This is a genomic window from Streptomyces sp. NPDC051976 (assembly GCF_040680795.1).
Taxonomy (GTDB): Bacteria; Actinomycetota; Actinomycetes; order Streptomycetales; family Streptomycetaceae; genus Actinacidiphila.
The window spans coordinates 72,300-98,132 of sequence record NZ_JBFAXL010000004.1; the positions used below are offsets into that span (position 1 = coordinate 72,300).

Annotated in this window: 25 protein-coding genes; 17 read left to right on the forward strand and 8 right to left on the reverse strand. The window is 71.8% G+C overall.

The window, feature by feature from the left end; genetic code table 11:
• The first annotated feature begins 298 nt into the window (after positions 1 to 298).
• From AB0M29_RS06050 to AB0M29_RS06060, 3 genes are read left to right on the forward strand one after another with little or no spacing between them, the layout of a single operon-like run.
• On the forward strand, positions 299 to 1,222 hold the full coding sequence (locus AB0M29_RS06050; RefSeq protein ID WP_365380230.1) for an ABC transporter ATP-binding protein: 924 nt from the start codon (positions 299 to 301) through the stop codon (positions 1,220 to 1,222).
• Complete coding sequence (locus tag AB0M29_RS06055) at positions 1,219 to 1,971, forward strand: ABC transporter permease (protein ID WP_365379575.1); 753 nt, start codon at positions 1,219 to 1,221, stop codon at positions 1,969 to 1,971. Before AB0M29_RS06050 ends, AB0M29_RS06055 begins: the two co-directional genes overlap by 4 nt.
• Complete coding sequence (locus tag AB0M29_RS06060) at positions 1,968 to 4,025, forward strand: TOMM precursor leader peptide-binding protein (RefSeq protein ID WP_365379578.1); 2,058 nt, start codon at positions 1,968 to 1,970, stop codon at positions 4,023 to 4,025. Before AB0M29_RS06055 ends, AB0M29_RS06060 begins: the two co-directional genes overlap by 4 nt.
• Positions 4,026 to 4,144: 119 nt before the next feature.
• Here AB0M29_RS06060 and AB0M29_RS06065 read toward each other — a convergent pair whose 3' ends face one another.
• A complete protein-coding gene (locus AB0M29_RS06065; protein WP_365380233.1) occupies positions 4,145 to 4,315 on the reverse strand; it encodes a thiazolylpeptide-type bacteriocin in 171 nt (56 codons plus the stop codon).
• A gap of 167 nt (positions 4,316 to 4,482) precedes the next feature.
• Between AB0M29_RS06065 and AB0M29_RS06070 the strand changes: the two genes are divergently transcribed.
• The 11 genes from AB0M29_RS06070 (at position 4,483) to AB0M29_RS06120 (ending at position 14,777) form a co-directional block, all read left to right on the forward strand.
• Positions 4,483 to 5,895, forward strand: coding sequence for an amidohydrolase (locus tag AB0M29_RS06070; RefSeq protein ID WP_365379581.1), 1,413 nt, complete (start codon positions 4,483 to 4,485; stop codon positions 5,893 to 5,895).
• Positions 5,892 to 6,173, forward strand: coding sequence for a hypothetical protein (locus AB0M29_RS06075; RefSeq protein WP_365379584.1), 282 nt, complete (start codon positions 5,892 to 5,894; stop codon positions 6,171 to 6,173). The genes AB0M29_RS06070 and AB0M29_RS06075 overlap by 4 nt, the downstream gene beginning before the upstream one ends.
• Complete coding sequence (locus tag AB0M29_RS06080) at positions 6,170 to 6,547, forward strand: helix-turn-helix domain-containing protein (protein ID WP_365379587.1); 378 nt, start codon at positions 6,170 to 6,172, stop codon at positions 6,545 to 6,547. The genes AB0M29_RS06075 and AB0M29_RS06080 overlap by 4 nt, the downstream gene beginning before the upstream one ends.
• A gap of 90 nt (positions 6,548 to 6,637) precedes the next feature.
• A complete protein-coding gene (gene uraD / locus AB0M29_RS06085; protein ID WP_365379589.1) occupies positions 6,638 to 7,189 on the forward strand; it encodes a 2-oxo-4-hydroxy-4-carboxy-5-ureidoimidazoline decarboxylase in 552 nt (183 codons plus the stop codon).
• A complete protein-coding gene (gene uraH, locus AB0M29_RS06090; protein ID WP_365379591.1) occupies positions 7,186 to 7,563 on the forward strand; it encodes a hydroxyisourate hydrolase in 378 nt (125 codons plus the stop codon). Before uraD ends, uraH begins: the two co-directional genes overlap by 4 nt.
• Positions 7,564 to 7,568: 5 nt before the next feature.
• A complete protein-coding gene (gene pucL / locus AB0M29_RS06095) occupies positions 7,569 to 8,483 on the forward strand; it encodes a factor-independent urate hydroxylase (protein WP_365379594.1) in 915 nt (304 codons plus the stop codon).
• An 11-nt stretch (positions 8,484 to 8,494) separates the two neighbouring features.
• Positions 8,495 to 9,865 (forward strand): 8-oxoguanine deaminase, encoded by a 1,371-nt coding sequence (locus AB0M29_RS06100; protein ID WP_365379596.1) that lies wholly within the window; start codon positions 8,495 to 8,497, stop codon positions 9,863 to 9,865.
• 253 nt (positions 9,866 to 10,118) lie between these two features.
• Positions 10,119 to 11,561 carry a nucleobase:cation symporter-2 family protein gene (locus AB0M29_RS06105; RefSeq protein WP_365379598.1) on the forward strand — a complete coding sequence of 481 codons (1,443 nt, stop codon included), beginning with the start codon at positions 10,119 to 10,121 and terminating at the stop codon, positions 11,559 to 11,561.
• Between the two features lie 300 nt (positions 11,562 to 11,861).
• Positions 11,862 to 12,428, forward strand: coding sequence for a hypothetical protein (locus AB0M29_RS06110; protein ID WP_365379601.1), 567 nt, complete (start codon positions 11,862 to 11,864; stop codon positions 12,426 to 12,428).
• 276 nt (positions 12,429 to 12,704) lie between these two features.
• Positions 12,705 to 13,349 (forward strand): TMEM175 family protein, encoded by a 645-nt coding sequence (locus tag AB0M29_RS06115; RefSeq protein WP_365379603.1) that lies wholly within the window; start codon positions 12,705 to 12,707, stop codon positions 13,347 to 13,349.
• A gap of 63 nt (positions 13,350 to 13,412) precedes the next feature.
• Positions 13,413 to 14,777, forward strand: coding sequence for a histidine-type phosphatase (locus AB0M29_RS06120; protein WP_365379606.1), 1,365 nt, complete (start codon positions 13,413 to 13,415; stop codon positions 14,775 to 14,777).
• Here AB0M29_RS06120 and AB0M29_RS06125 read toward each other — a convergent pair.
• The 3 genes from AB0M29_RS06125 to AB0M29_RS06135 form a co-directional block, all read right to left on the reverse strand.
• A complete protein-coding gene (locus AB0M29_RS06125; protein WP_365379609.1) occupies positions 14,758 to 15,246 on the reverse strand; it encodes a GNAT family N-acetyltransferase in 489 nt (162 codons plus the stop codon). The two genes, AB0M29_RS06120 and AB0M29_RS06125, sit on opposite strands and share 20 nt — an antisense overlap.
• An 80-nt stretch (positions 15,247 to 15,326) precedes the next feature.
• A complete protein-coding gene (gene aceB / locus AB0M29_RS06130; protein ID WP_365379612.1) occupies positions 15,327 to 16,955 on the reverse strand; it encodes a malate synthase A in 1,629 nt (542 codons plus the stop codon).
• Between the two features lie 160 nt (positions 16,956 to 17,115).
• Positions 17,116 to 17,757, reverse strand: coding sequence for an NTP transferase domain-containing protein (locus AB0M29_RS06135; RefSeq protein WP_365379615.1), 642 nt, complete (start codon positions 17,755 to 17,757; stop codon positions 17,116 to 17,118).
• Positions 17,758 to 17,873: 116 nt separating this feature from the next.
• Between AB0M29_RS06135 and AB0M29_RS06140 the strand changes: the two genes are divergently transcribed.
• Both AB0M29_RS06140 and AB0M29_RS06145 read left to right on the forward strand, forming a co-directional pair.
• Positions 17,874 to 19,688, forward strand: coding sequence for a serine/threonine-protein kinase (locus AB0M29_RS06140; RefSeq protein ID WP_365379617.1), 1,815 nt, complete (start codon positions 17,874 to 17,876; stop codon positions 19,686 to 19,688).
• A 230-nt stretch (positions 19,689 to 19,918) separates the two neighbouring features.
• Positions 19,919 to 20,254 (forward strand): DUF5955 family protein, encoded by a 336-nt coding sequence (locus AB0M29_RS06145; protein WP_365379620.1) that lies wholly within the window; start codon positions 19,919 to 19,921, stop codon positions 20,252 to 20,254.
• A gap of 44 nt (positions 20,255 to 20,298) precedes the next feature.
• Here AB0M29_RS06145 and AB0M29_RS06150 read toward each other — a convergent pair whose 3' ends face one another.
• Positions 20,299 to 21,060, reverse strand: a complete 762-nt coding sequence (locus AB0M29_RS06150; RefSeq protein WP_365379622.1) for an IclR family transcriptional regulator — start codon at positions 21,058 to 21,060, stop codon at positions 20,299 to 20,301.
• 164 nt (positions 21,061 to 21,224) lie between these two features.
• Between AB0M29_RS06150 and allB the strand changes: the two genes are divergently transcribed.
• Entirely contained in the window at positions 21,225 to 22,577 is a 1,353-nt protein-coding gene (gene allB, locus AB0M29_RS06155; RefSeq protein WP_365379624.1) for an allantoinase AllB, read from the forward strand.
• A gap of 16 nt (positions 22,578 to 22,593) precedes the next feature.
• Here the strand turns inward: allB and AB0M29_RS06160 are convergent, their stop codons facing one another.
• The 3 genes from AB0M29_RS06160 to AB0M29_RS06170 are packed head-to-tail and all read right to left on the reverse strand — an operon-like array spanning position 22,594 to position 25,832.
• Positions 22,594 to 23,949 carry a GH1 family beta-glucosidase gene (locus tag AB0M29_RS06160; protein ID WP_365379626.1) on the reverse strand — a complete coding sequence of 452 codons (1,356 nt, stop codon included), beginning with the start codon at positions 23,947 to 23,949 and terminating at the stop codon, positions 22,594 to 22,596.
• A 19-nt stretch (positions 23,950 to 23,968) separates the two neighbouring features.
• Positions 23,969 to 24,808: a carbohydrate ABC transporter permease gene (locus AB0M29_RS06165; RefSeq protein ID WP_365380236.1), complete on the reverse strand. Its 840-nt coding sequence runs from the start codon at positions 24,806 to 24,808 to the stop codon at positions 23,969 to 23,971.
• A 22-nt stretch (positions 24,809 to 24,830) separates the two neighbouring features.
• Complete coding sequence (locus tag AB0M29_RS06170; protein ID WP_365379629.1) at positions 24,831 to 25,832, reverse strand: sugar ABC transporter permease; 1,002 nt, start codon at positions 25,830 to 25,832, stop codon at positions 24,831 to 24,833.
• Position 25,833: the final 1 nt, after the last annotated feature.

The following is a 25,833-nucleotide window of genomic DNA, read 5'->3' on the forward strand; positions in this document are numbered from 1 at the left end:
CCTGGTCGCCGCCGCCCTGATCCTGCGCGTCCTGGGCCTGCGCGCCGCGGCCCTGCGCGCCCGAGCTGCCCTCCGCAAACCACCGCCTGCCGACGGAGGAGGCGGCCCCGCAGGGGGCGCGGCCAGCGCTGGCTCTGCGGCCGTCGTGACGGACGGCCGCCCTGCCGCCACCCCCACCGCGGCGCACGCCGCACCCTCCGCCGTGCGGGACCGCGGCGCCTCCGGGCCCACGGACGCGCCCCCGGGCGCCCACGGGACCGGCAAAGACAACACACTTCTTCAACGGGAGCCACGCGAGATGACAGGACCCAAGGGGCCGCCGGGACCGGCTGTCGTGCTGGACGGAGTCAGCAAGCGGTACGGGGAGGTGCGGGCGCTCGACGGGGTGTCGTTGAGCGTGGAGCAGGGGGAGTTCTTCGGGGTGCTCGGGCCGAACGGGGCCGGGAAGACGACGCTCGTGGAGATCGTGGAGGGGATGCGGAAGGCGGACGCCGGGACGGTGGCGGTGTTCGGGGAGAGCCCGTGGCCGCGGAACATCGGGCTGCTGCGGCGGATGGGCGTGCAGACGCAGGCGTCGGCGTTCTTCACGCGGCTCACCGCGTGGGAGCACCTGGAGACGGTGGCCGCGCTGCACGGCCTGGACCGGAAGGCGGCCCGGCGCGCGCTGGAACTGGTCGATCTCGAGGACAAGGCACGCAGCCGGGTGGACAACCTGTCCGGCGGCCAGCGCCAGCGCCTCGCCCTGGCCACGGCCCTGGTGCACGAGCCCGACCTGATCTTCCTGGACGAACCGACCGCCGCCCTCGACCCGGAGGCCCGCCGGGCGCTCTGGTCGGTGCTGCGGTCACTGCGCAGCGAGGGCCGGACCATCGTCTACACCACGCACTACCTGGACGAGGCCGAGGCACTGTGCGACCGGGTCGCCATCATCGTGGGCGGCAAGGTCGTCGCCCTCGACAGCCCCGGAGCGCTGATCCGCTCGCTGGCCGCGCCCGCTCGGCTGCTGATCCCCGCCGACCGCATCACCGTCGACCAGGCCCGCGCCATCGAGGGCGTCGACCGGGTGCTGCTGGAGGGCGCGGAACTCGTCATCGAGACCCGGCACGCCAACCGGGTGCTGGTCGAGGTCGGTTCGATGGTCGACATGGACGCGATCCAGACCAGGACCGCAACGCTCGAGGACGCCTATCTGCGGCTGACCGGAACGGAGCACCGCTCATGAGCGCCTACGCCGCCCTGACCCGGGCCACCTACCTGGCGTCCGTACGGGACCGCACCACCGTCTTCTTCACCTTCGCCTTCCCGCTGGTCTTCCTCGTCGTCTTCGGCCTGCTCTTCCGCGGCCAGTCGGTCAACGGCGGTCTGGCGTACATCAATTACGTGGCGCCCGGTGTGCTGTCCTGGGGTGTGGGCAACGCGGCGCTCTTCGGGCCCGCGTTCGCGATGATGCACTGGCGGCGCGACGACATCCTGCGGCTGATCTGGCGGACCCCGACACCCCTTCCCACGGTGCTCGGTTCGCGGTTCGCGGTCGCCGTGGTGGTCGGCATCGCGCAGGCGGTGCTCTTCACCGCGGTGGCGCTGCTGCCCTTCTTCGGCCTGCACCTGTCGGGGAGTTGGCCGCTGGCGCTGCCGCTGCTGGTCTTCGGCGTGGCCGCGTTCCTGGCGATGGGACTGGTCGTCGGCAGCCTCGCGGACACCCCGGAGGCGGTCGCCGCGATCGCCAACTGCGTGATGGTGCCGATGGCGTTCCTGTCCGGCGCGTTCTACCCGGCCGACCTGCTGCCCGGCTGGATCCAGACGCTGTCGTGGGTGCTGCCGCTGCGCTATCTCGACCACGGGCTGACCAACATCCTCGCCGGACGCGGCGGCATCGGCTCGCTGGCCACGGACTGCGCGGGGCTCGCCGCCTTCACCCTCGTCTTCGGGCTGATCGCGGCCCGCACCTTCCGCTGGAGCAACCGGACATGACCCTCGACACCGCGGTGCGCCCGGCGCCCGTACCCGAGCAGGCACCGCTGGAGGCGGCGGGCCGCGACCTGGAGCGGCGGCTGGCGCGGCGCGCGGCCCGCGACGCCGCCCCCGCGCCACGGGTCGCGGTCATCGGCGCCGCCGACGTCCTGGGCGAGCCCACCTCCGGCGGCGAGCACCCGTCCGGCGGTGAGTCGTCCTCCGCCAGCGACCCCGCGGCGCTCCGGGCCGGCGCCACCGTCCATCTCACCGCCGACGCCGTGCTGGTCGGCCCGTGGGGCGGGTCGCCGGACGCCGCGCCGGCCTGCGGCTGCTGCCTGGCCATCCGCTGGCAGCGGCTGCGCACCCGTACCGAGCGCGAGGCGCTGGAGACCGGACTGGCCCGGTCGGCCGCGGGGCGGTGGCCGGTGCTGCCGGACTGGACGGTGGACGCCGCGTGGTCGCTGTGCCTGCTGGTGCTGGGCGCCGAGCGGTCCCGCGCCGACGGCAAGAGCCCCGACGGCAAGAGCCCCGACGGGCTGCCCCGGGTCACCCGGCTGGACCTGGAGACCGGCCGGGTGGGGACCGTACCGCTGCTCGCCGATCCGCTGTGCCCGCACAACACGGCCGCGGCGGAGGACGAGGACCGGCCGCCGCGGCTGGAGTCCAGGACCAAGCACGCGCCCGACGGCTACCGGCTGCGCACCCCCGCCTCCTACGAGCTGCCGACCGCCGCGCTCGCCAACCCGGTGTGCGGGGTGCTCGGCGCGGGCACCTGGAGCGATGTCACCTCGCCGACGACGGCGCCGGTCGCGGGCAGCGTCTTCATGCGCGGCTACGCGGGACTGACCGACGTCACCTGGAGCGGTCAGTCCAACTCCTTCGCGAGCAGCCGGGATCTGGCCTTCCTCGAAGGGCTCGAACGCTACGCGGGCACGCACCGCCGCCGTAGGGACGGGCTGCTGACCGCCGCGTACGACGACCTCGGCGACGCGGCGCTCGACCCGCGCGCGTGCGGTGTGTACGCCCCCGAGACGTACCGCGACGACCCGATGATCGCGCCCTTCGACCCGGCGCGGCCCATCCCGTGGGTACAGGGCTGGTCACTGGGCGACGGCCGCCCGGTCCTGGTCCCGGCCCGGCTCGTCTACTACAGCGCGGGCACCGCCGCCGACCACTTCGTCTTCGAGTGCTCCAACGGCTGCGCGATCGGCAGCTGTCTGGAGGAGGCCGTCCTCTTCGGTCTGCTCGAACTCATCGAGCGGGACGCCTTCCTGCTCGGCTGGTACGGCGACGCCCGGCTGACCGAGATCGACCTCGGCTCCTGCCGCAGCCCGGTGCTGCGGGCGATGACCGACCGCGCCGCGCTCTGCGGCTACGACGTTCACGCCTTCGACAACCGCATCGACCTCGCGGTGCCCGTGGTCACGGGCCTCGCGGTGCGCCGCGACGGCGGCCCCGGCACGCTGGCCTTCGCCGCGGGCGCCGCCTTCGACCCGGAGACGGCGGTGGAGTCGGCGGTCTCCGAGATCCTCACCTACCTTCCGCACCTGCCCCGCCAGGTGGCCGAGCGCCCGGCCGAACTGGCCGCGATGGCCGAGGACTTCTCGCTGGTACGCCGACTGCCCGACCACGCCGCGCTGTTCGGGCTGCCGCGGATGACCGGCCATGTGGGCAGCTATCTGGAACCGGTCGCGGTGCGGTCGATGGCGGAGATCTACGGGAGCCCGGGGGACACCGGCTCCGCGACCGCCGGTCCCGCCCACCGGGACGGCTGGGAGCGGCTGCGGCCGCGGGGCCTGGACCTGCTGGACGACGTGCTGTGGTGCCGCGACGAGCTGGCGCGGGCCGGGTGCGAGGTGATCGTCGTCGACCAGACCACGCCGGAGCAGCTGCGGATGGGGCTGCGGACGGTCTGCACGATCGCGCCGGGACTGCTGCCCATCGACTTCGGGTGGCCGCGCCAGCGGGCGCTGACCATGCCTCGGCTGCGGACCGCGCCGCGGCGGGGCGGGCTGCGCCCGGACGACCTGCGCGAGGACGAGGTGCGCCGGGTGCCGCACCCGTTCCCGTGACGACGCCGGACGCCCGGGCGGGCACCTGCGCCCGGGCGGACACCTGCGCCCGGGCGGGAACGCGCGAGATCCGCGGACCGGCGGTGCCGTGGTCCGCGGATCCCGCAGGCGCCGAGGCGTCAGGCGGTGCAGCTCGTGGTGCTCGTGGTGCTGGAGCAGGTGCTGGTGCTCGAGCAGCTCGTCGACGAGCCGAGCATGACCTCGCTGGCGTCCGAGTAGTCGGTGATCTCGAAGGTCTCCGACTCCAGCTCCAGGATCTCCTGGGCCAGGGAGGCGAGACTCGTGTCCATCTTGGTGATGTCAGCCATGATGACTCCTTCTCTCGGGGGGACGCGGGCGGCCCGCGACGGGCCGACAGTCCTGTTCTACGCGCGTCCGCTGGCACATCCGCCTGCCACCCGCTGTCATCCCGCTGTCGCGCACACCTCAAGCCGTCCCGTACCGAAGGGAGCGCGCGATGACCGCGCCGACCGGGCAGACCGTACCGGCGCAGCCGCACCCGCGGGCCGCGCCCAGGACTCCGCCGCCCGTCGTGGCCGCGCTCGGGGCCGCAGCCGAGCTGTATGTGGCGCTGCACCGCGATCCGGAGCTTTCCGGTGCCGAGGAGCGCACCGCCGCCCGGTTCGCCGCGGCCCTCACCACGGCGGGCCTCACCGTCGAGCGGGGGATCGGCGGCCACGGTGTGGTCGGCGTGCTGCGCAACGGGCCGGGCCCCGTGGTGATGGTCCGCGCGGAGCTGGACGCGCTGCCGGTACGCGAGGACACCGGCCTGCCGTACGCCAGCACCGCCACCGCGCCGGGGCCCGACGGCGCCCCGGTGCCCGTCATGCACGCCTGCGGCCACGATGTGCACATGGCCTGTGTGGCCGGCGCCGTCCAGGTGCTCGCGGCGGCGGCGGGGGAGTGGCGCGGCACGCTGGTGGTGGTCGGGCAGCCCGCGGAGGAGACGCTGACCGGGGCCGCCGCCATGCTCGCCGACGGCCTCTACCGCCGCTTCCCGACCCCCTCGGTGGTGCTGGCGCAGCACACCGCGCCGCTGCCCGCGGGCATGGTCGCGCACGCGGACGGGCCGCTGCTGGCGGGCAGCGTGACGTTGGAGGTGGTGCTGCACGGCCGCGGCGGGCACGCCTCCGCGCCGCAGCTCGCCGCCGACCCGGTGGTCACCGCGGCCGCCGTGGTGCTGCGGCTGCAGACCGTCGTGTCCCGTGAGACCAGCCCCGCCGAGCCGCTGGTGGTCACCGTCGGCTCGGTACGGGCGGGCGGCCCCGGGAACGTCATCCCGGAGTCCGCCACCCTCCAGGTGACGGTGCGGGCCTTCTCCGAGGCGGCGCTGGAGCGGGCGACGGCCGCGGTCCGGCGGATCGCCGCCGCCGAGTCGGCCGCCTCCCCCGACCCGCTGCCGCCCGCGCCCGACATCAGGGAGCTGTCCCGGTCGCGGGTCACCGCGCCCGACCCGCGGCTCACCGCCGCGCTGCGCGACGCCCACCTGGCCGCCTTCGGACCGCAGCGGGTGACCCGCTGGCAGCCGTCGATGGCCACCGAGGACTTCCCGCTGTACGGCGACGGCGGCCTCGACCTGCACGGAGTGCCGGGCGTCCGGCTGGGCTACTGGATGCTCGGCACGGTCGGCCCGCGGCAGTGGGCGGAGGCGGCGGGCGGCGCCCCCGGGGCTGCCGCGGCCGACCGGCTGGCGGCGCTGGCCCCCAACCACTCACCGCGCTTCCGTCCGCATCCCCGGCTGTCCCTGGAGGCGGGCATCACGGCGATGGCAGCGGCGGTACGCGCGCAGATGGTGTCGGTTAAGGTCACATCGGAGCCGTCCCCGGGGGACGGCGGTGATGTCCCGCAGTCATCCGAGGGGCCCTGGTGAGACTCAGGCTGGAATTCACGACCGAGCCGTTCGACCTCGACGAACCGCCCGCGCACGCGCTGGTGGCTCGCGAGGTCGTCGAGGGCGCCGGTCTCGACGCGGTCGACGTCGGCCCGTTCGGCAACACCGCCGAGGGCTCCACGCAGACCGTGGTCGCGGCCGTCGCCGACCTGCTGCACCGCACCCTGGCGGCGGGCGCCACCCGCGTCTCGCTCCAGGTGAACGTGGTGCCGGAGGCAGCGGACGGGACCGACGGGGCCGGGGAGGGCGGCAAGTGACGGACGCCGGGGGGCACCCGTTCGCGGCGGCGGTCCAGCCGCTGGTGGACGCCATGGGTGCGCAGATGGTGGCGCCGGACCAGGCGCGCGGTGACGACGTGGTGCTGAGCTGGGAGGGCGAGGACGTGGTGGCGGTCCGGCTGCCCCATCTGGCCGACTCGCTCGACCACCTGCTGGCCGACCTCGAACGCCGCCACGGGTCGCTGCCCGAGCTGGGCCGCAAGGACAAGCAGAACGTCGTACGCATCCTGGAGGAGCGCGGCGCGTTCTCGGTGCGGCACGGCGTGGAGACCGTCGCCTCGGCACTCGGTGTCAGCCGTTTCACCGTCTACAACTACCTGAACAGGGAGAACGCGGCGCGCGAGGGCGAGTGAGCGGCCGCCCACCCCTGATGGCCCCCTTTGTTACCTGAACTTTTCAACAAACTGTTGACGTTTCGTGGTGGCGGCTCTTAGCTTGCGACTGTGACTTCCAGCGCATCGCCGGGCCTTGCCCGGTTCAACGAGGCCGCCGGTCCCACGGTGACCGCACTGCTGCACGAGGTGTGCGCCAGTGCGGCCTGGGGCGCCGCGGTGGCCGCCGGACGGCCGTACACCCGCCTCGACGACCTGCTCGCGGCGAGCGACACGGCCATGGCGGCGCTCACCGCCGACGACCTCGGCGAGGCGATGGCCGGGCACCCGCCGATCGGCCGCCCCACCCCGGGCGACCCGACCTCCCAGCGGGAGCAGAGCGGCGTCGACGCGTCCCAGCGCGAGGAACTGCTCCAGCTCAACCTCGCCTACCAGGACCGCCACGGCCATGTCTTCCTGATCTGCGCCACCGGCCGGACCGGTGACCAGATGCTGGCCGCACTCAAAGAGCGGATCGGCAACGACACGGACACCGAACACGAGATCGTCCGGGTCGAACTGGGGAAGATCAACCGCATCCGGCTCACCCGCCTCGTCGAAGCGGCACCCGAAGCGGCACCCGGTGCCGTAGCGGATGCGGCATCCGAAGGAGACCCGTCATGACGGACACCTCCGTGTCCACGCACATCCTGGACACCAGCGTCGGCCGCCCCGCGGCGGACGTCGCCGTACACCTGTCGGTCCGCGCCTCGCACGGCGCCGACTGGACCGGGCACGGCGTCTCCGCCACCGACGGCGACGGACGCTGCAAGGACCTGCCGGCGCTGCCGGAAGGCACCACCCACGTACGGCTCCAGTTCGAGGTCGAGCCGTACTTCATCCGTCAAGCCAACGCACAGCAGGACGCCCCCCGCGTAAGGGACAGCGGAGCTTTCTTCCCGGAGGTGGCGATCGTCTTCGCCGTCACCCCGGGCGAGCACTACCACGTGCCGCTGCTGCTCAATCCGTTCGGCTACTCCGTATACCGAGGGAGCTAGCACCGATGCCCACCTATCTCGGCCAGAACCAGTACGGCAAGGCAGAAAACCGCGTCGTGAAGATCACGCGCGAGGGCGGTACGCACCACATCAAGGACCTGAACGTCTCGGTCGCCCTGTCCGGCGACATGGACGAGGTGCACCTGTCCGGCTCCAACGCCAATGTGCTGCCGACCGACACCACCAAGAACACGGTCTTCGCCTTCGCGAAGGAACACGGCATCGAGTCCGCCGAGCAGTTCGGCATCCACCTGGCCCGGCACTTCGTCACCAGCCAGGAGCCGATCCACCGCGCGCGGATCCGGATCGAGGAGTACACCTGGGAGCGGATCGCCGCCTCGGACGCCAGCTCCCGCTTCATCGGCGCCGACGAGATCCAGCACTCCTTCGTCCGCAAGGGCCAGGAGACCCGTACCACCGAGGTCACCTTCGACGGCGAGAACTGGCAGGTGATCTCCGGCCTGAAGGACCTGGTCGTGATGAACTCCACCAACTCCGAGTTCTGGGGCTTCGTCAAGGACAAGTACACGACGCTGAAAGAGGCGTACGACCGCATCCTGGCCACCGAGGTCACCGCCCGCTGGCGCTTCAACTGGACCAGCGACGACCAGCGCGCGCCGCAGTGGGAGAAGTCGTACGACCAGGTCCGCCGCCACCTGCTGGAGGCGTTCGCCGAGACGTACTCGCTCTCGCTGCAGCAGACCCTCTACGCCATGGGCTCGCGGGTCATCAACAGCCGCTCCGAGGTGGACGAGGTCCGGCTCTCGCTGCCCAACAAGCACCACTTCCTGGTCGACCTGGAGCCCTTCGGCCTCAAGAACGACAACGAGGTCTACCTGGCGGCCGACCGTCCGTACGGCCTCATCGAGGGCACGGTCCTGCGGGACGGCGTCCAGCCCGGCATCCCGGTCACGGACTGAAAGGCCCTTCCATGACTGAGCGCATCGTCATCGAGAACTGTGCCGTCGCCACCGTCGACAGCGACGACACCGAGTACGCCTCGGGCCACATCGTGGTCGCGGACAACGTCATCGAGTCGCTCGGCGCGGGTCCCGCCCCCGCCGGACTCGAGGGTGTCACCCGCCGCGTCGACGGCACCGGCCATCTGGCCACCCCCGGCCTGGTCAACACCCACCACCACTTCTACCAGTGGATCACCCGGGGCCTGGCGCAGGACAGCAACCTCTTCAACTGGCTGGTCGAGCTGTACCCGACGTGGGCGCGGATCGACGAGGACATGGTCTACGCGGCGGCCGCCGGTTCGCTGGGCATGATGGCCCGCGGCGGCGTCACCACCGCCATGGACCACCACTACGTCTTCCCGCGCGGCGCCGGCGACCTGCTCGGCGCCGAGATCCGGGCCGCCGCCGAACTGGGCGTCCGCTTCACCGCCGCCCGCGGCTCGATGGACCGCGGCAAGAGCGACGGCGGGCTGCCGCCGGACTTCGCCGTGGAGACCACCGAGGGGGCGCTGCTCGCCACCGAGGAGGCCATCGACCGGCACCACGACGCGTCGTTCGGCTCGATGCTGCACATCGCCGCCGCGCCCTGCTCCCCCTTCTCGGTCTCCACCGAACTGCTGCGGGAGGCCGCCGTACTGGCCCGCCGCAAGGGCGTGCGGCTGCACACCCACGGCAGCGAGACGGTGGAGGAGGAGAAGTTCTGCCACGAGCTGTTCGGCATGGGCCCCACGGACTACTTCGAGTCCACCGGGTGGCTCGGTGACGACGTGTGGATGGCGCACTGCGTCCACATGAACGACTCCGACATCGCGGCCTTCGCCCGTACCGGCACCGGTGTCGCGCACTGCCCGTCGTCCAACGCCCGGCTCGCCGCCGGGATCGCACGGGTGCCCGACATGCTCGCCGCCGGGGTCCCGGTCGGCCTCGGCGTGGACGGCACCGCGTCCAACGAGTCCGGTGAACTCCACACCGAGCTGCGCAACGCCCTGCTCATCAACCGTCTCGGCGGCGGTGAGAAGGCGCTCAACGCCCGCCAGGCGCTGCGTCTGGGCACCTACGGCGGCGCCCAGGTGCTCGGCCGTACCGCCGAGATCGGCTCCCTCGAAGCGGGCAAGCTCGCCGACCTGGTGCTGTGGAAGCTCGACGGCATCGCGCACTCCTCGATCGCCGACCCGGTCGCCGCGCTGGTCTTCGGCGCCGCCGCCCCGATCACCCTGTCGCTGGTCAACGGCGTCACCGTGGTCGAGAACAGCACCCTCACCCGGGCCGACGAGGACGCCATCGCGCGCCAGGCCCGCAGTGAGGCACGCCGCCTGGCCCGTATCGCGGGCCTGGACTGACACACCCTGAGACAACCGGTCGGGGAGGGACGGCCCCCGACCGGTAGCCGGGCCCTGTCCTGAACGGGTCCCGGCGGCACCGCCCCCGGACCGTGGGACCACGGTCGGATCCACGGCCCGGGGGCGGCACGCCTCCCTCCTCGTGCCTCCCTCCTCGCGCCACCACCCCGCGCGCCGCACCTTCCCCCGCGCCTCACCCCGCGCGTGCTTCGCCACCCCTCGTGCTTCGCCACCCCTCGCGCTCGACCCGTACATGCACCTCCCTGAAACCGCGGCCGCGCCAACGCCCCGCGTTCAACCGCCAGGAGGAACCGTGGTCACCACTCACCCCGTCGGCCCTCACCCGGTCGACCAGTCACTGCCACCGGGAAAGCTGCTCACCAGCGGGCTCCAGCACGTCGCCGCGATGTACGCGGGCGTGGTGGCCCCACCGCTGGTCGTCGGCGCCGGCATCGGACTGTCCACCGCCGACATCACCTTCCTGATGGGTGCCAGCCTCTTCACCGCCGGGCTCGCCACCCTGCTGCAGACCCTCGGTATCTGGCGCATAGGCGCCCGGCTGCCCTTCGTCAACGGCGTCTCCTTCGCCGGTGTCGCCCCCATGCTGGCCATCGGCAAGTCCGCCGCCCCCGGCCACGCGCTGCCCGCGATCTACGGGGCCGTGATGGTCGCGGGCGCCCTCGGCTTCCTGCTCGCCCCGTACTTCTGCAAGCTCGTACGGTTCTTCCCGCCCGTCGTCACCGGCTCGGTGATCACCCTGATCGGCCTGTCCCTGCTGCCGGTCGCCGCCAACTGGGCCCAGGGCGGCAACGCGAGCGCCCCCGGCTACGCCTCGCGGTCCAACATCGCGCTGGCCGCCGCCACGCTGGTGATCGTGCTCGCCCTACGACGGCTGCTCAGCGGCTTCCTGCAGCAAGTCGCCATCCTCATCGGGCTGGTGCTGGGCACCCTGCTCGCGCTGCCCATGGGCAAGACGGACTTCGGGGAACTGCGCCACGCCGACCTCGTCGGCTTCCCGACGCCCTTCCACTTCGGCGCCCCCGAATTCCAGATCGCCGCGATCCTGTCGATGTGCGTGGTGATGCTGGTGTGCATGACCGAGTCGACCGCCGACATCCTGGCGCTCGGCAAGATCGTGGAGCGGCCCGCCGACGAGGCGACGCTCGCCGCGGGCCTGCGCGCCGACGCCCTCGGCTCCGCCCTCAGCCCGGTCTTCAACGGCTTCATGGCCAGCGCCTTCGCTCAGAACATCGGCCTGGTGGCCATCACCAAGGTGCGCAGCCGCTTCGTGGTCGCCGTCGGCGGCGGCATCCTCGTCCTGCTCGGCCTGTGCCCGGTGTTGGCGTCCGTCATCGCCCTGGTCCCGCAGCCGGTGCTCGGCGGCGCCGGTCTGGTGCTCTTCGGCACGGTGGCCGCCAGCGGCATCAGGACGCTGACCGAGGCGGACCTGGAGGACGGCGACAACCTGCTGATCATCGCCGCCGCGATCGGCGTCGGCATCATCCCGGTCATCGCACCGGACTTCTACGCCCACTTCGACCCGCATCTGCGGATCGTCCTGGACTCCGGCATCAGCACCGGCTGCCTGGTCGCCGTCGCCCTCAACCTCGCCTTCCACCACCTCGGCCGCCACCCCGCCCCCACCACCCCGGCCCTGGCCGACCCCCCGCTCCTCCCGGTGCCGGAACCGCGCTGACACGGACACCACGACTTCCGCCGCGCCCCGTCCGGCGGGCGGAAAGCCGCTCCACCGCGGCGTGGTGACAGCGCGTCAGGTGAGCTCAAAGGTCGATCTGCTCGCTAGTCGAGGTAGGCGACGGAGCCTCCGGACCACCGCTGGACCCTCCAGCATCAGACGTCCTGAAACTACGTGTTCGACTCCGTGATTTCCCTGATGCCACCGAGGCATCTTTCGGGGGACCATCTCGTCCCGAACCGCGGGCTGTCGCAGCGCCCCCGGAGGCGGGTGGAGGTGTCAGGGGCTGTGGGACCCAGCGTGAGGGAGAACATGTTGCTTGGCGGTTACCGGACCGATCCACGCGCCACCGGCGCATTCGGCGACCCCCTTCCTGTCTACAACCCCTATTCCCGGCGATGGGTGGTCCTTCGGCACTCACTCTCCATCGCCATGACGACAGCATTCATCACGATGGCGTTCATGGTCGTCAGCCTCCCGATCGTGGCCGTCTTCTTCATCGACGGGGACTTGATCGCCAGCGACTATGCCAAGGCCCTTCTGCTTGCCGTTGGTGCGGGGTTTGTCGTCAGCATTGTTATCTTCCCTTTCGCTTTTGGCTTCGAGCGGCTGGTCATGCGCGGCGGCCGGATATGGAAGGTGCTGGCGGCGTGTGCGCCCATGGCTTTTCCGATTGTCGCTGCCCTGATTTTCGTCTGGGCGTTGAAAACTCCGCCATCGGCTGCCGCCGGTAAGATTCTCAGCGGTGCGATCTGGTTCTCGGTGAGCTTCTCCGTGTACTGGCTGTCGTTGTGGTCATTGAATGCTGTTCGCTATGGCGCTTGGCGCCTTGCCGTACGCATGAAGCGAGGTCGGCGGTTCGGCTGAGCCTTCCGAACGCGCCCCCACCGTCCCGGTCAGCGCCCCTGGCCACCGCAGCCAAGGGCAAAGCCCTCCTGGACAGCCTCTCTCGCACAGCCCACGCCATTTCAGCAAGCCGATTGTGATCCAGAACCGCTTACACTGGCGGTCGCCGCTCGTCCCGTCGCGATCGACGGAAGCGATCCCAGCGGCACCCTTCGACGTGGTCCGACTGCGTACCCTGCGCGTCTGCCTGCCGGGGTGCGGTGGGCGTCGCAGAGCTTGCCCACACGGGGGACACGAATGAACGAGTCGGGAAGAGTCGAGGCTTTCAGCGACGGGGTGTTCGCGATCGCGATCACGCTGCTCGTGCTGGAGATCAAGGTGCCGCACGATGCCGGTAACGACCTGTGGTCCGCGCTCGGAGAGATGTGGCCGTCGTACGCCGCCTACGCCGTGACGTTCTTGATCATCGGCGTGATGTGGGTCAACCACCACACGGTCTTCCAGGTGATCGCCCGGGTGGACCGGACGCTGTTGTTCCTCAACCTGGTGCTGCTGATGGGTGTGGCGGCGCTGCCGTGGCCCGCCGCGGTGGTGGCCGCGTATCTGCGGGAGGGGCACGCGGCGAAGATCGCGCTTGCCGTGTACGGCATGTTCATGGTGTTCCACGCGCTGGTGTTCCAGGGCATGTGGTGGCATCTCACCCGCACGGGTCATCTCTTCGCCGACGAGGTGGACGTGGAGGCGGCCCGTGCGACGAGGGCGCGGTTCGCGCTCGGCACGGTCGTGTACCCCATCACGGTGGGCCTGGCCTTTGTGTCGGCGCCGTTGACGCTGGCGGTGCACGGACTGCTCGCCGTGTACTACGCGTTCAACCAGGTCCCGGTGCCGACCAAGGCGGAGGCGGGGGCGGGGGCCGGGTCCGAAGGGGCGTTGGGGGGTTGAGGCGGTGTGTGGGGGTCACCTCGTGGTTTCCGGGGGTTTACGGAGGGCGTTGAGGATCGGGGGATGAAGAGGATCGGTTTCGCCCTCGCGCTGTGTGCTGTGCTGGTCGCGGCGGTGCCCGCGCAGGCCGCGGACACGCGCACGCATGACGACAGTTACGGCACCAAGGCGACGTACGCGCCCGGGCAGAACCCGCGGACGTATCAGCGGCCGCCGGCAGGGTTCGCGCCGGTGTTCACCGAGAACGTCTCGCGGCACGGCTCGCGTGCGGCCACCGACAGCGGGGACGGGGATCTCCTCCTGCCGCTGTGGGACAAGGCCGAGGCGCAGGGGCAACTCACCCGTATCGGTGAGGAGTTCGGGCCGAAGGCGCGGGCGCTGCAGGACGCGATGGCCACGGTGGGCTACGGGAACCTGAGTGCGCGCGGGCAGCAGGAGATGCGGTCGACCGCTCGAAGGATGCAGCAGCGGCTGCCAGGGCTGTTCGCGCGGATCGCGCGGGACGGCGAGAAGATCGACGTCGTGAGCTCCGGGCAGGGCCGGGCCGTGGACAGCGCCAACCTGTACGCGGGAGCCCTGGGCGACACCGACCCGGCCCTGAAGCCGCTGATTGGCGCGACCCGCACCGACAAGGACCTGCTCTACTTCCACAAGGCGCCCGGCGGCGCCGCGTACCGCGACTACATCGCCAACGACCAGCGACTGGCGCGGACGCTCACAAGCCTCACCGACCAGCCCCGTACGCATCAGGCCGCCGCCGGCGTCCTGCGCAGGATCTTCAAGGACGCCTTCGTCCAGCAGATCCCCGACCAGGTCGCCGCCGCCCAGGCCGTCTACAACCTGTACGCGATCGCCCCCGCGATGAGCGAGGAGAGCCCCGGCGGCCGGGGCTGGGGAATGGACCGCTTCCTCTCGCGCCGCGACGCCTCGTGGTTCGGCTACCTGAGCGACGTCGAGGACTTCTACGAGAAGGGCCCGGGCTTCGCCGACAGCGACATCACGTACAAGATGGCCGGTGTCCTCCTCGACGACCTCTTCCAGCAGGTCGAGGCGGTGCGGGCCGGGACCGGCGATCTCGGCGCCGAACTCCGCTTCACCCACGCCGAGGAGATCATCCCGCTCGCGGCCCTGATGGGCCTGCCCGGCAGCACGAAGGCCGCGACGCCGGACCAGCCGTACACGTACGCCGACAACGCCTGGCGCGGCGCCTCGGTCGCCCCGCTCGGCGCGAATATCCAGTGGGACGTCTTCGAGAAGAACGGCCGCTACCTGGTGCGCATGCTCTACAACGAGAAGGAGACGGCCTTCAAGGCCGCCTGCCACCCGATCTCCAAAGGCAGCACGTTCTACGACCTCGACACGCTGGAGAGCTGCTTCGGCCGCGACGCAGAGCCCGGTGGGCCGCCGCTCACAGCGCGCGGTGCATGATGTGCAGTCCGACATACCCGAGCGCGGGGTGGTGGAAGCCCTCGGGGATCGTGCCCACGACCCGGAAGCCCAGTGACTCGTAGAGCCGCACGGCGTGGGTGTTGGAGGCCACGACGGCGTTGAACTGCATGGCGCGGAAGCCGCGTTCCCTCGCCCAGCGCAGCGACTCCTCGCACAGGGCCCGGCCCACCCCCTTGCCGGAGTGCGCCGGGTCGACCATGTAGCTGGCGCTGGCGACATGGCCGGCGTTGCCCATCTGGTTGGCGTTCATCTTCGCCGTCCCCAGGACGACACCGGCCTCGTCGACCGCCACCACCGTGCGGTTCGGCGGCGCCAGCAGCCAGAAGTCGCGTGCCAGCTCCTCCGAGATGTCCGTCGGATAGCTGAACGTCTCGCCGTCCCGGCAGATCTGGCGCAGGAACGGCCAGATCTGCCGCCAGTCGGCCTCGGCCACATCTCGGATGATCATGCGCTCAGTCTGCCAGGCCGGACGCCGCGCTCAGTCCGCAGGCTGGAACGCCAGCTGGAACGCCAGCTGGAACGCCGTGCTCAGTCCGCCAGCTGCTCGTACGCCGGGAGCGTCAGGAAGTCGACGTACTCGGTGTCCAGCGCGGTGCGCAGCAGGAGTTCATGGGCCTCGGCCCACTTGCCCGCGGCGAAGGCGTCCTCGCCGATCTCCTCGCGGATGGCGGCGAGTTCGGCGTCGGCGACCCGCAGGACGACGTCGTGGGTGGCCTTCACCGGGTGGCCGTCGACCTCGAACTCGACGCCCGCGTTGATCCACTGCCAGATCTGGGAGCGGGAGATCTCCGCGGTGGCGGCGTCCTCCATAAGGTTGAAGATCGCCACCGCGCCCAGGCCGCGCAGCCACGCCTCGATGTAACGGGTGCCGACCTGGACGGCGTTGCGCAGGCCCTCGTAGGTGGGCTTGGCGTCGAGGGAGGCGATGTCGATGAGTTCGGGCGCGGTGACGTGCACGTCCTCGCGCAGCCGGTCCTTCTGGTGCGGGCGGTCGCCCAGGACGGCGTCGAAGGAGGCGCGGGCGATCGGCACCAGGTCGGGGTGGGCGACCCAGGAACCGTCGAAGCCGTCGGCCGCCTCGCGGTCCTTGTCGGCCTTGACCTTCTCGAAGGCCACCTTGTTGACCTCGGCGTCGCGCCGCGAGGGGATGAACGCGGCCATGCCGCCGATCGCGTGCGCGCCGCGCTTGTGGCAGGTGCGGACCAGCAGTTCGGTGTAGGCACGCATGAAGGGCGCCGTCATCGTCACCGCGTTGCGGTCCGGCAGGACGAACCGCTCGCCGCTGTCACGGAAGTTCTTCACGATCGAGAAGAGGTAGTCCCAGCGCCCGGCGTTGAGCCCGGAGGCGTGGTCGCGCAGTTCGTAGAGGATCTCGTCCATCTCGTACGCGGCGGTGATCGTCTCGATCAGCACGGTCGCGCGCACGCTGCCCTGCGGGATGCCGACGTAGTCCTGGGCGAAGACGAACACGTCGTTCCACAGCCGCGCTTCGAGGTGCGACTCGGTCTTGGGCAGGTAGAAGTACGGGCCCTTGCCGAGGTCGATCAGCCGCTGCGCGTTGTGGAAGAAGTACAGGCCGAAGTCGGCCAGACCGCCGGGGACGGGCTCGCCGTCGACCGTGAGGTGCCGCTCGTCGAGGTGCCAGCCGCGCGGGCGCATCACGACGGTGGCCAGTTCCGCGGCGTCCTTGAGGGCGTACGTCTTGCCCTCGCGCGAGGTGAAGTCGATCCGGCGGCGGTAGGCGTCGATCATGTTGATCTGCCCGCCGATGACGTTCTCCCAGGTGGGGGCGGAGGCGTCCTCGAAGTCGGCGAGCCAGATGCGGGCGCCGGAGTTCAGCGCGTTGATGGCCATCTTGCGGTCGGTGGGGCCGGTGATCTCCACCCGGCGGTCCTCCAGCGCGGGCGGCGCGGCGGCGACCCGCCAGTCGCCGTCGCGGATGTGCGCGGTCTCCGGGAGGAAGTCGAGCGAGGCGGTACGGGCGATCTCCGCGCGCCGGGCCCGGCGGCGGGCCAGCAGCTCGGCGCGGCGGGGCGCGAAGCGGCGGTGCAGCTCACCGACGAAGGCGAGGGCCTCCGGGGTCAGCACCACCTCCTCGCGGGGGACGGGCCCGGCGGCCTCGCTGACGACGGCCGGAGACGGCGCTGATGCGGACATGCTTGTCACTCCTCCAGAGAGCAAAGGGTGCCTGGCGTCCGCCGGGCCGGCTGGAAGTGCCGTCCTCGCCGGGAGGGGCGAAGGGTGGCACGCGATGCCGGGTCGGTCCGTGGAACGGGCGCTTCTGCAAGGTGGAGCATAGTTTTCACAGTGCGGAAGTTCAACGTTTTGTGGCACGCGGTGCAGGGGCTTCCAGAAGCCGCAGGTCAGCGGGGGTGTCGATATCGGCGGGGTCGCCGATGTCACCGCACTCCACCAGGATCGTCTGCTCGGAGTGTTCCCGCAGGTACGCACGGGCCCCGCGGTCCTCGGTGGCACTGCCCGCGACGCCCGCCCAGCGGGCCGCCCCGATGAGTACCGGATGCCCGCGGTGGCCGCCGTACACCGCCGAGGCCAGACCCGACACCAGCGCGTCGCCCGTCCCGGCCGCCGCCAGCACCCGGGCGACCGCCGCCGCGCCCACCCCCGGCTGGTCGACCAGACCGATCAGCGCCGCCGCGGACGGCCGCTCGGCGGCGGCCAGCGAGGCGAGGGCCGCGCGCAGCGACGAGCCCATGCCCTCCTCCCACCGCGGGTTGTCCACGATCACGCAGCCGGACAGGTCGGCGCGCTCCCGTACCTCGTCCGCCGCCGCGCCCAGCACCACGTGCACCGGCCCGCAGCCGCCGTCCCGCAGCGCCCGTAGCGCATGCTCGACCAGGGGGCGGCCCTCGTACGTCAGCAGCGCCTTGGGCCGCCCGCCCAGCCGCCGCCCGCCGCCCGCGGCCAGCAGAACTCCGGCAACCTCGCCTTTTGTCTCCATGGCTCCTGCATACCGCGTGGTCGTGCGCGACGGAACGGGGACGGGCGGCACGGCGTGTTCCGGTATCGTCGGGCCGACTGCCGGGAGGGGCGGTTGCCAGGGAGAAACGGGGACTGATGGGCGTTCAGCACACCGGGCCGGTCTTCCAGCGACCGGTCTTCCAGCCGCTGACACCGGACGACCCCGTGGCGCTCTCCGCCTACCGGATCAGCGCCCGGCTGGGCGCACCGGGAGTGGGCCCGAAGGTGGCGGATACGGCCGCGGATACGGCCGCGGCGCCCCCGCCCACGCGGGTGTATCTGGCGCACGCCCCCGGCGGGCTGCCCGTCGCGCTGCGGGTGATCGGTCCCGAGCTGGCGGCGGCGGAAGGTTTCACCGGCCGGTTCGCGCACGAGACGCAGGCGCTGCGACGGGTGCACGGGCCGTACACGGTTCCGGTCGTCGACAGCGGCACCGACGGGGAGCGGCCGTGGCTGGCGTCCGCGTACGTGCCCGGCCTCGCGCTGGACGAGGCGGTGGGCACCGCCGGGCCGCTGCCCGTGCCGAGCGTGCTGCGGCTGGTGGCGGGGATCGCGGAGGCACTGCGGACCATCCACCACGCGGGCGTCGTCCACGGCGGCCTCGCCCCCGCCCAGGTGCTGCTGGCCGCCGACGGGCCACGCGTCAAGGACTACGGTCTCGCCTCGCTGCTGTCCGCGGTTCCGGGTGGCGGCGCGCCCGGCGGCGACGCCCCCGTCTTCCTGGCGCCCGAGCAGGCCGCGGGCAGGCCGAGCGGCCCGCCCACGGACGTGTTCGCGCTCGGCCAGATAGCCGCGTACGCCTCCATCGGCGCCGCGCCCTTCGGCGGCGGACCGCTCGACACCGTCAGGTCCCGGGTCCAGCAGGAGGAGCCCGACCTGTCCGAACTCCCGGGCGAGCTGCGGGAGATCGTCACCCGCTGCCTGATCAAGGACCCGGCGCTGCGGCCCTCCCCGGCGCAGATCATCGCCATGTGCGCGCAGGCCGCGCCCGATGCCTCCCGCCGCCGCGCCGACCGCTGGCTGCCGCCCGCCCTGCTCGCCGCGATCGTCCCGGCGATGCCACCGCCCGCGCCCCCGGTCCCGCCCGTGCCCCCGCTCCCCGGACAGCACCCCGGCGCGCTGCACTACGGCTGGGCGCGCCCGGGTGTCCCGCACGCGCCCCGGCATCTTCCGGTCCATCTGCCGCTGCACCGCCCGCTGCACCGTCCGCACGTGGGGCGGCGGGCGCCCGGCGTCGTGGCCGCGATCGGTGTGCTGGCCGTCGTGGTCACGGCCGGGTTCGCCCTCGCGGGCGGCTTCGGCGACAGCGGCACCCGGCCGGGCGCCGGGAACGACAAGGCGGTCGGCGCGCGCCCCACGGCGACCGCGCCCGCGGACGGGCCCGGCGGAACGGCCCCCGGGCCCTCGACGGACCCCACCGGCTCGACCGGCCCCGCGGCCCCCACCGATCCCGGGGACCCGTCGGCCACGGTGACGTTGTCCCCCGACCCCACCGGCATACCCGGATCGGCGCCCGGCAGCGTCTACCCGGCGATACGCCTCCCCGCCGGATACGGCCTGTCGCTCGCCGAGACCCCGCCCGTCGTACGTCCCGGCACCTTCAGCGGCGTCTTCGGCTTCACCCCGGAGGCGGACGCCTTCGCCACCGACGTGAACCGCGGCACCCTCGCACTGCTGGAACCCGGCCGGCCCGGCACCCTCGCCGCATGCCGTGCCGCGGCGCGCGAACAGGCGTCGGTACCGCGGAAATCGGTCTCCGCCGGGTCCAGGATCTGCGTCCGGGCGATGGACGGGACCACCGCGCTGGTCACCTTCCGCGCCCTGGCCACGCCCGGTGCGCCCGCCCAGAGCGCCACGCTCGACGTCACCGTCTGGCGGACCGCGAGCGAGAGCGTGGAAGCGGACCAGTGAGCGGGGCGCGGTGTCCGCTGAGCGGAAACCGACCGACCAGCGGAAGTCGAACACCGGCGTCCGCAAACCAATGACCGCCCGCCGCAACGAATTTGGCGCGTTTTCTGTCGACCGTATGGCGCTACGGCCTGGTGTTCGCGTTAACTGATCGGCCCGGGAGCCAGGACGACCCCGGGCACCTCCGGGGGCGAGTGGGTGCGAGTCGGCGGTACGCGGTGGGGGAGACACGAGTGGTCGACGACGACCGCGGCGGCACGGCCGCGCGGACGGCGGCGGCGCGGGGCGGACCGGGGGCGGCGGGTCTGCTGGACGCGGTGGTACGCGTCCAGCGGGAGCTCGCCGCATACCCTCCGGCGCTGCCTGACCGCGCGGTCGCCGAGGACGAGCTGGACGCCCTGGCCCAGCAGGCGGTGACGGCCGGGCCCCGCGAACCCCTGGACACCGAGCGCCTGCGCCACTCCTTATTACTGGTGGCGGCCGCCCTCGGCTCCGTCAGCGCCCTCGCCGACCCCCTCGCCGAACTGCGCCTGGCAGTAGAGGAAACCCTCGCCCTCCGAGCGAGCTAGCCGCCAGCCCTGGCCCGCCCGCCCCCACCCGTCGGCCTCGGCCGCTAGGCCGTCGTCGTGGCCAGGGCGCGGGAGAGTTCGCGGGCTACTTCGTGGAGTATGGGGACCATCTTGTCGACCGCGGCCTCGGTGACGCGGCCCGCGGGGCCGGAGATGGAGATGGCGGCTGCGGTGGGGGAGTCCGGGACGGTCACGGCGAGGCAGCGCACGCCGATCTCCTGCTCGTTGTCGTCGACGGAGTAGCCGAGGCCGCGGATCCGTTCCAGCTCGGCGAGGAAGGCGTCCGGGTCGGTGATCGTCTTCTCGGTCGCGGCGGGCATCCCGGTGCGGCCGAGCAGCGCCCGTACCTCCTCCGGCGGCACATGGGCGAGCAGCGCCTTGCCGACACCCGTGGAGTGCGGCAGCACCCGGCGGCCGACCTCGGTGAACATCCGCATGGAGTGCCGGGACGGCACCTGCGCCACATAGACGACCTCGTCGCCGTCGAGCAGCGCCATGTTCGCGGTCTCGCCGGTCGCCTCGACCAGCTCGGCCAGATACGGCCGCGCCCAGGTGCCCAGCAGCCGCGCCGCGCTCTCGCCGAGCCGGATCAGCCGGGGGCCGAGCGCGTACCGCCGGTTCGGCTGCTGGCGGACGTACCCGCAGTCGAGCAGGGTCCGCATCAGCCGGTGGATCGTCGGCAGCGGCAGCCCGCTGCTGGCCGACAGCTCGCTCAGCCCCACCTCGCCGCCCGCGTCGGCCATCCGCTCCAGCAGGTCAAAGGCTCGTTCCAGCGACTGGACGCCTCCGGCGCGGTCAGCAGACACGTGCGATCCCCTTTAACCTAGGCGCGAGCGCGGTGCGCTCGTTACGAAATCATAATTCCGCTCTGCGGAAGCTTACATGCCCTTGACGACTCACGGGCTGGTCCTGCACATTCGTTCAACAGAGTGTTGAAGAACGGGTTGAGGAACGGTTTGGAGGAGGGTACGTGGACGAGCTGGTCCTGCGCTCGACGCGCGTGGTCACGCCGGAGGGCGAGCGCCCCGCCGCGGTCGCCGTCAGCGACGGCACGATCACCGCGGTACGGCCGTACGACGCCCCGGTGCCGGACGGCGCGCGGCTGGTCGACCTCGGCGACGACGTACTGCTGCCGGGCCTGGTCGACACCCACGTGCACATCAACGACCCCGGACGCACCGAGTGGGAGGGCTTCGCCACCGCGACCAGCGCCGCCGCGGCGGGCGGCATCACCACCCTGGTCGACATGCCGCTCAACAGCATCCCCCCGACCACCACCACGGACGGCCTGGCGGTCAAGCGCGAGACGGCACGCGGCCGGGTCTTCACCGACGTCGGCTTCTGGGGCGGCGCGGTACCCGGCAACGTCAAGGATCTCCAGCCCCTGCACGACGCGGGCGTCTTCGGCTTCAAGTGCTTTCTGCTGCACTCCGGCGTGGACGAGTTCCCGCAGCTCGATCCGGCCGAACTCGCCGAAGCACTCACGGAGTTGACCCGCTTCGACGGGCTGCTCATCGTACATGCGGAGGATCCCGGGGTGATCGAGGACGCTCCGCAGCGCGGCGGCCCGCGCTACGCCGACTTCCTCGCCTCCCGGCCGCGCGCCGCCGAGGACCAGGCCATCGCCGGTCTGATCACCCTCGCCGAACGGCTCGGCGCCCGGATCCACGTCCTGCATCTGTCGTCCTCCGGGGCGCTGCCCCTGATCGCCGCGGCGAAGGAGCGCGGGGTGCGGGTCACCGTCGAGACCTGCCCGCACTTCCTGACCCTCACCGCAGAGGAAGTCCCGGACGGCGCCACCGAGTTCAAGTGCTGCCCGCCGATCCGCGAGGCCGCCAACCAGGACGCGCTGTGGCAGGGGCTGGCCGACGGCACCATCGACTGCGTGGTCTCCGACCACTCGCCGTCCACCATCGACCTCAAGTCCAAGGACACCGGGGACTTCGCCTCCGCCTGGGGCGGGATCTCCTCGCTCCAGCTCGGCCTGCCCGCGATCTGGACCGAGGCCCGCCGCCGCGGCCACACCGTCGCCGACGTGGTCCGCTGGATGTCCACCGGACCCGCCCGGCTGGCCGGGCTGACGGCCAAGGGCGCCATCGCCGAGGGCTACGACGCCGACTTCGCCGTCCTCGCCCCCGAGGAGACCTTCACGGTCGACCCGGCCCATCTGCACCACCGCAACCGCATCACCGCCTACGCGGGGAAGACCCTGCACGGCGTGGTGCGCTCCACCTGGCTGCGCGGCACCCGGATCGCCGAGAACAGCGAGGTGGCCGCAGAGCCCGTCGGCCGGCTCATCGAACGGCCGGCCGACGGGAGTTGACGGTGCTGACGCCGGGTCAGGCCGCGCGCCGGACCCGGCGGCGGTGGGCGGCGATGATGTCCGCGTAGCGGCGCCCGCTGCCCTTGATGGTCCGCTTCTGCGTGGGGTAGTCGACGTGGACCAGGCCGAAGCGCTTGTCGTAGCCGTACGCCCACTCGAAGTTGTCCAGCAGCGACCAGGCGTAGTACCCGGCCAGCGGCACCCCCTGGCGGATCGCCCGGGCGCAGGCGGCCAGGTGCTCCTCCAGGTAGGCGGTCCGCTCCGGGTCGTCGACCTGGCCGTCGGCGCCGACGGTGTCGCGGTAGGCGGAACCGTTCTCGGTGACCAGGATCCGGCTCGCGCCGTACTCCTCGGAGAGCCGGACCAGCAGCTGCTCCAGGCCGTCGGCGTTGACCTCCCAGTCCATCGCGGTGCGGCGCACCCCCGGCAGGTAGACCGACTTGGCGTACGGCGCGGGGCCCTTCGGGTCGTCGGTGATGACGTTCCTGAAGTAGTAGTTCAGCCCCAGCCAGTCCAGCGGCGCGGCGATCGACTCCAGGTCGCCGTCCCTGATCGGCAGGTCCACGCCGTACAACTCGACCATGTCCTGCGGGTATCCGCGGCCGTGGATCGGGTCGAGCCACCAGCGGTTGGTGTGGCCGTCGGCCCGGCGCGCGGCGGCGATGTCCGCCTCGCGGTCGGTGGCGGGCTCGCAGGGGCTCAGGTTGTTGACGATGCCGACCCGCAGGTCGGAGTGGGCCGCGCGCAGCGCCTGCACGGCCAGGCCGTGGCCGACGTGCAGGTGGTACGAGGCGCGGACGGCCGCCGTCAGATCCGTCAGCCCCGGCGCCATGGTGCCTTCGAGGTGGCCTATCCAGGCCGAGCACAGCGGCTCGTTGAGCGTCGCCCAGTCCTTGACGCGGTCGCCCAGCGCCTCGGCGACCACGGCCGCGTACTCGCCGAAGCGCTCGGCGGTCTCCCGCTCGGGCCAGCCGCCCCGGTCCTGCTGCGCCTGCGGCAGATCCCAGTGGTACAGCGTCGCGTTCGGGGTGATGCCCGCTTCCAGCAGGGCGTCGACCAGCCGGTCGTAGAAGCCGATACCGGCCGCGTTGACCGCGCCGGAACCCTGCGGGATCACCCGGGGCCAGGCCACGGAGAAGCGGTAGGAGTCCACGCCCAGGGCCCGCATCAGCTCCAGGTCCTCGGGCCAGCGGTGGTAGTGGTCGCAGGCGACGTCGCCGGTGTCGCCGTCCGCAACCTTGCCGGGCGTATGGGAGAAGGTGTCCCAGATGGACGGGGCCCGGCCGTCCTCGTCCACCGCGCCCTCGATCTGGTAGGCGGCGGTGGCCGCACCCCAGACGAAATCGGGGGGAAGCGCGCTGAGGTCGTTCACAAGCTACCTTTCGGTGGGGTCACTTGACGGCGCCGGCGGTGAGCCCGGCGACGAGGTAACGCTGGAGGAGCAGGAATCCGGCGACCACCGGCACGCTCACGACGAGCGAGGCGGCCATGACCTGGTTCCAGTACACGTCGTTCTGGGTGGCGTAACCGCGCAGGCCGACGGCGAGCGTGCGGGTGGAGTCGTTGGTCATGACCGAGGCGAAGAGCACTTCGCCCCAGGCGGTCATGAACGCGTAGACGCAGACCGCGACGATGCCGGGGACGGCAGCCGGGACCACCACCCGGAACAGCGCGCCGAACGGCCCGCAGCCGTCCACCTTCGCGGCCTCGTCGAGGTCGCGCGGGATGGAGTCGAAGTACCCGACCAGCATCCAGATGGAGAACGGCAGCGAGAAGGTGAGATACGTGATGATCAGGCCCAGCCTGCTGCCGTAGAGCTGGATGCCGGTGGTGTTCCCGATGTTGACGAAGATCAGGAACAGCGGCAGCAGGAAGAGGATGCCGGGGAACATCTGGGTGGAGAGCACGGTCACCGTGAAGAACCGGCGGCCGACGAAGCGGTACCTGCTCACCCCGTACGCGGCGAAGATCGCGATCATCACCGAGAACAGGGTCGCGCTCACCGAGACGATCAGCGAGTTCATGAAGTAGTGCGCGAGGGGGACGGTCTTCCAGATGTCGATGTACGGCCGGATGGTGAGGCCGCTCGGGATCCAGTGGAACGAACCCTGCACGTCCTGCAGCTTCTTGAGCGATGAGCTGAGCATCACGTACACCGGGGTGAGCACGAAGATCAGCAGCAGGGTCAGGAAGATCCGCCGGGTCCACAGGAACGACTTCGGCGCGGCCATGGGCGACGGCTGGGCGGGAGTCCTAGGCATCGACGTCCCTCTTCCTGGTGAAGAGCAGGTAGAACGCGGTCACCACGAGCAGGAAGAGCAGCAGGAGCACCGACATCGCCGAGCCCGAGCCGAAGTTCCAGGTGATGAACGACGACTGGTAGATGTGGATGGAGATCAGGTCGGCCGCGTGCGGGGCGGAGTTCCCGAACAGCACGAACGGCGTGTTGAAGTCGTTGAACGTCCACAGGAACAGCACCAGGACCAGCACCTGGTTGACCGGCCGCAGCGACGGCAGGGTGATCTTGCGGATCTGCTGCCACACACCGGCGCCGTCCATCGCCGCGGCCTCGTACAGCTCGCGCGGGATGTTCTGCAGACCGGCCATCAGGCACAGGAAGGCGAACGGCCAGGACTTCCAGACCGACACGATGACCAGTGCCCAGAAGCTGTTGTCACCGATCAGCCAGAACGGCTTGTTGGAGGTGACGTGCAACTGGTCGTGCAGCACATGGTTCACCAGGCCGGTGTCCTGCTGGAACATGAACGCCCAGGTGATGACGGCCGCGTAGACCGGCAGCGCGTACGGCACCAGGAAGATGGCCCGCAGGATCGCGCGGCCGCGGAAGGCGTCCTGCATGAGGATCGCCGTCGCGGTGCCGATCAGCCAGGACAGGCCGACCGACAAGATGGTGAAGGTGCACGTCACCCAGAACGAGTGCAGCAGTGCCTCGCCGACGGGCTGGTTGAACTTCACCGCCAGGCGGTAGTTGTCGAGACCGGTCCAGGGCGCGCTGCCCCAGTCGCGGATGAAGAACTGCGTCAGTCCCTTGAAGCTGATCACGATGCCGACGACCATCGGCACCAGGTGGATGAGCAGTTCGAGGATCAGCGCGGGAAACAGGAGGAGATACGGCAGGCCGACGCGGCGCAGACGTTCGGGGACGCGCGGCCGGAGCCGGCCCCGTCCGGCGGGCTTGCCGCCGGAGGAGGGGCCGGCCTCGGTGGTGCTCCGAGGAGGGGCGGTGGCAGTCATG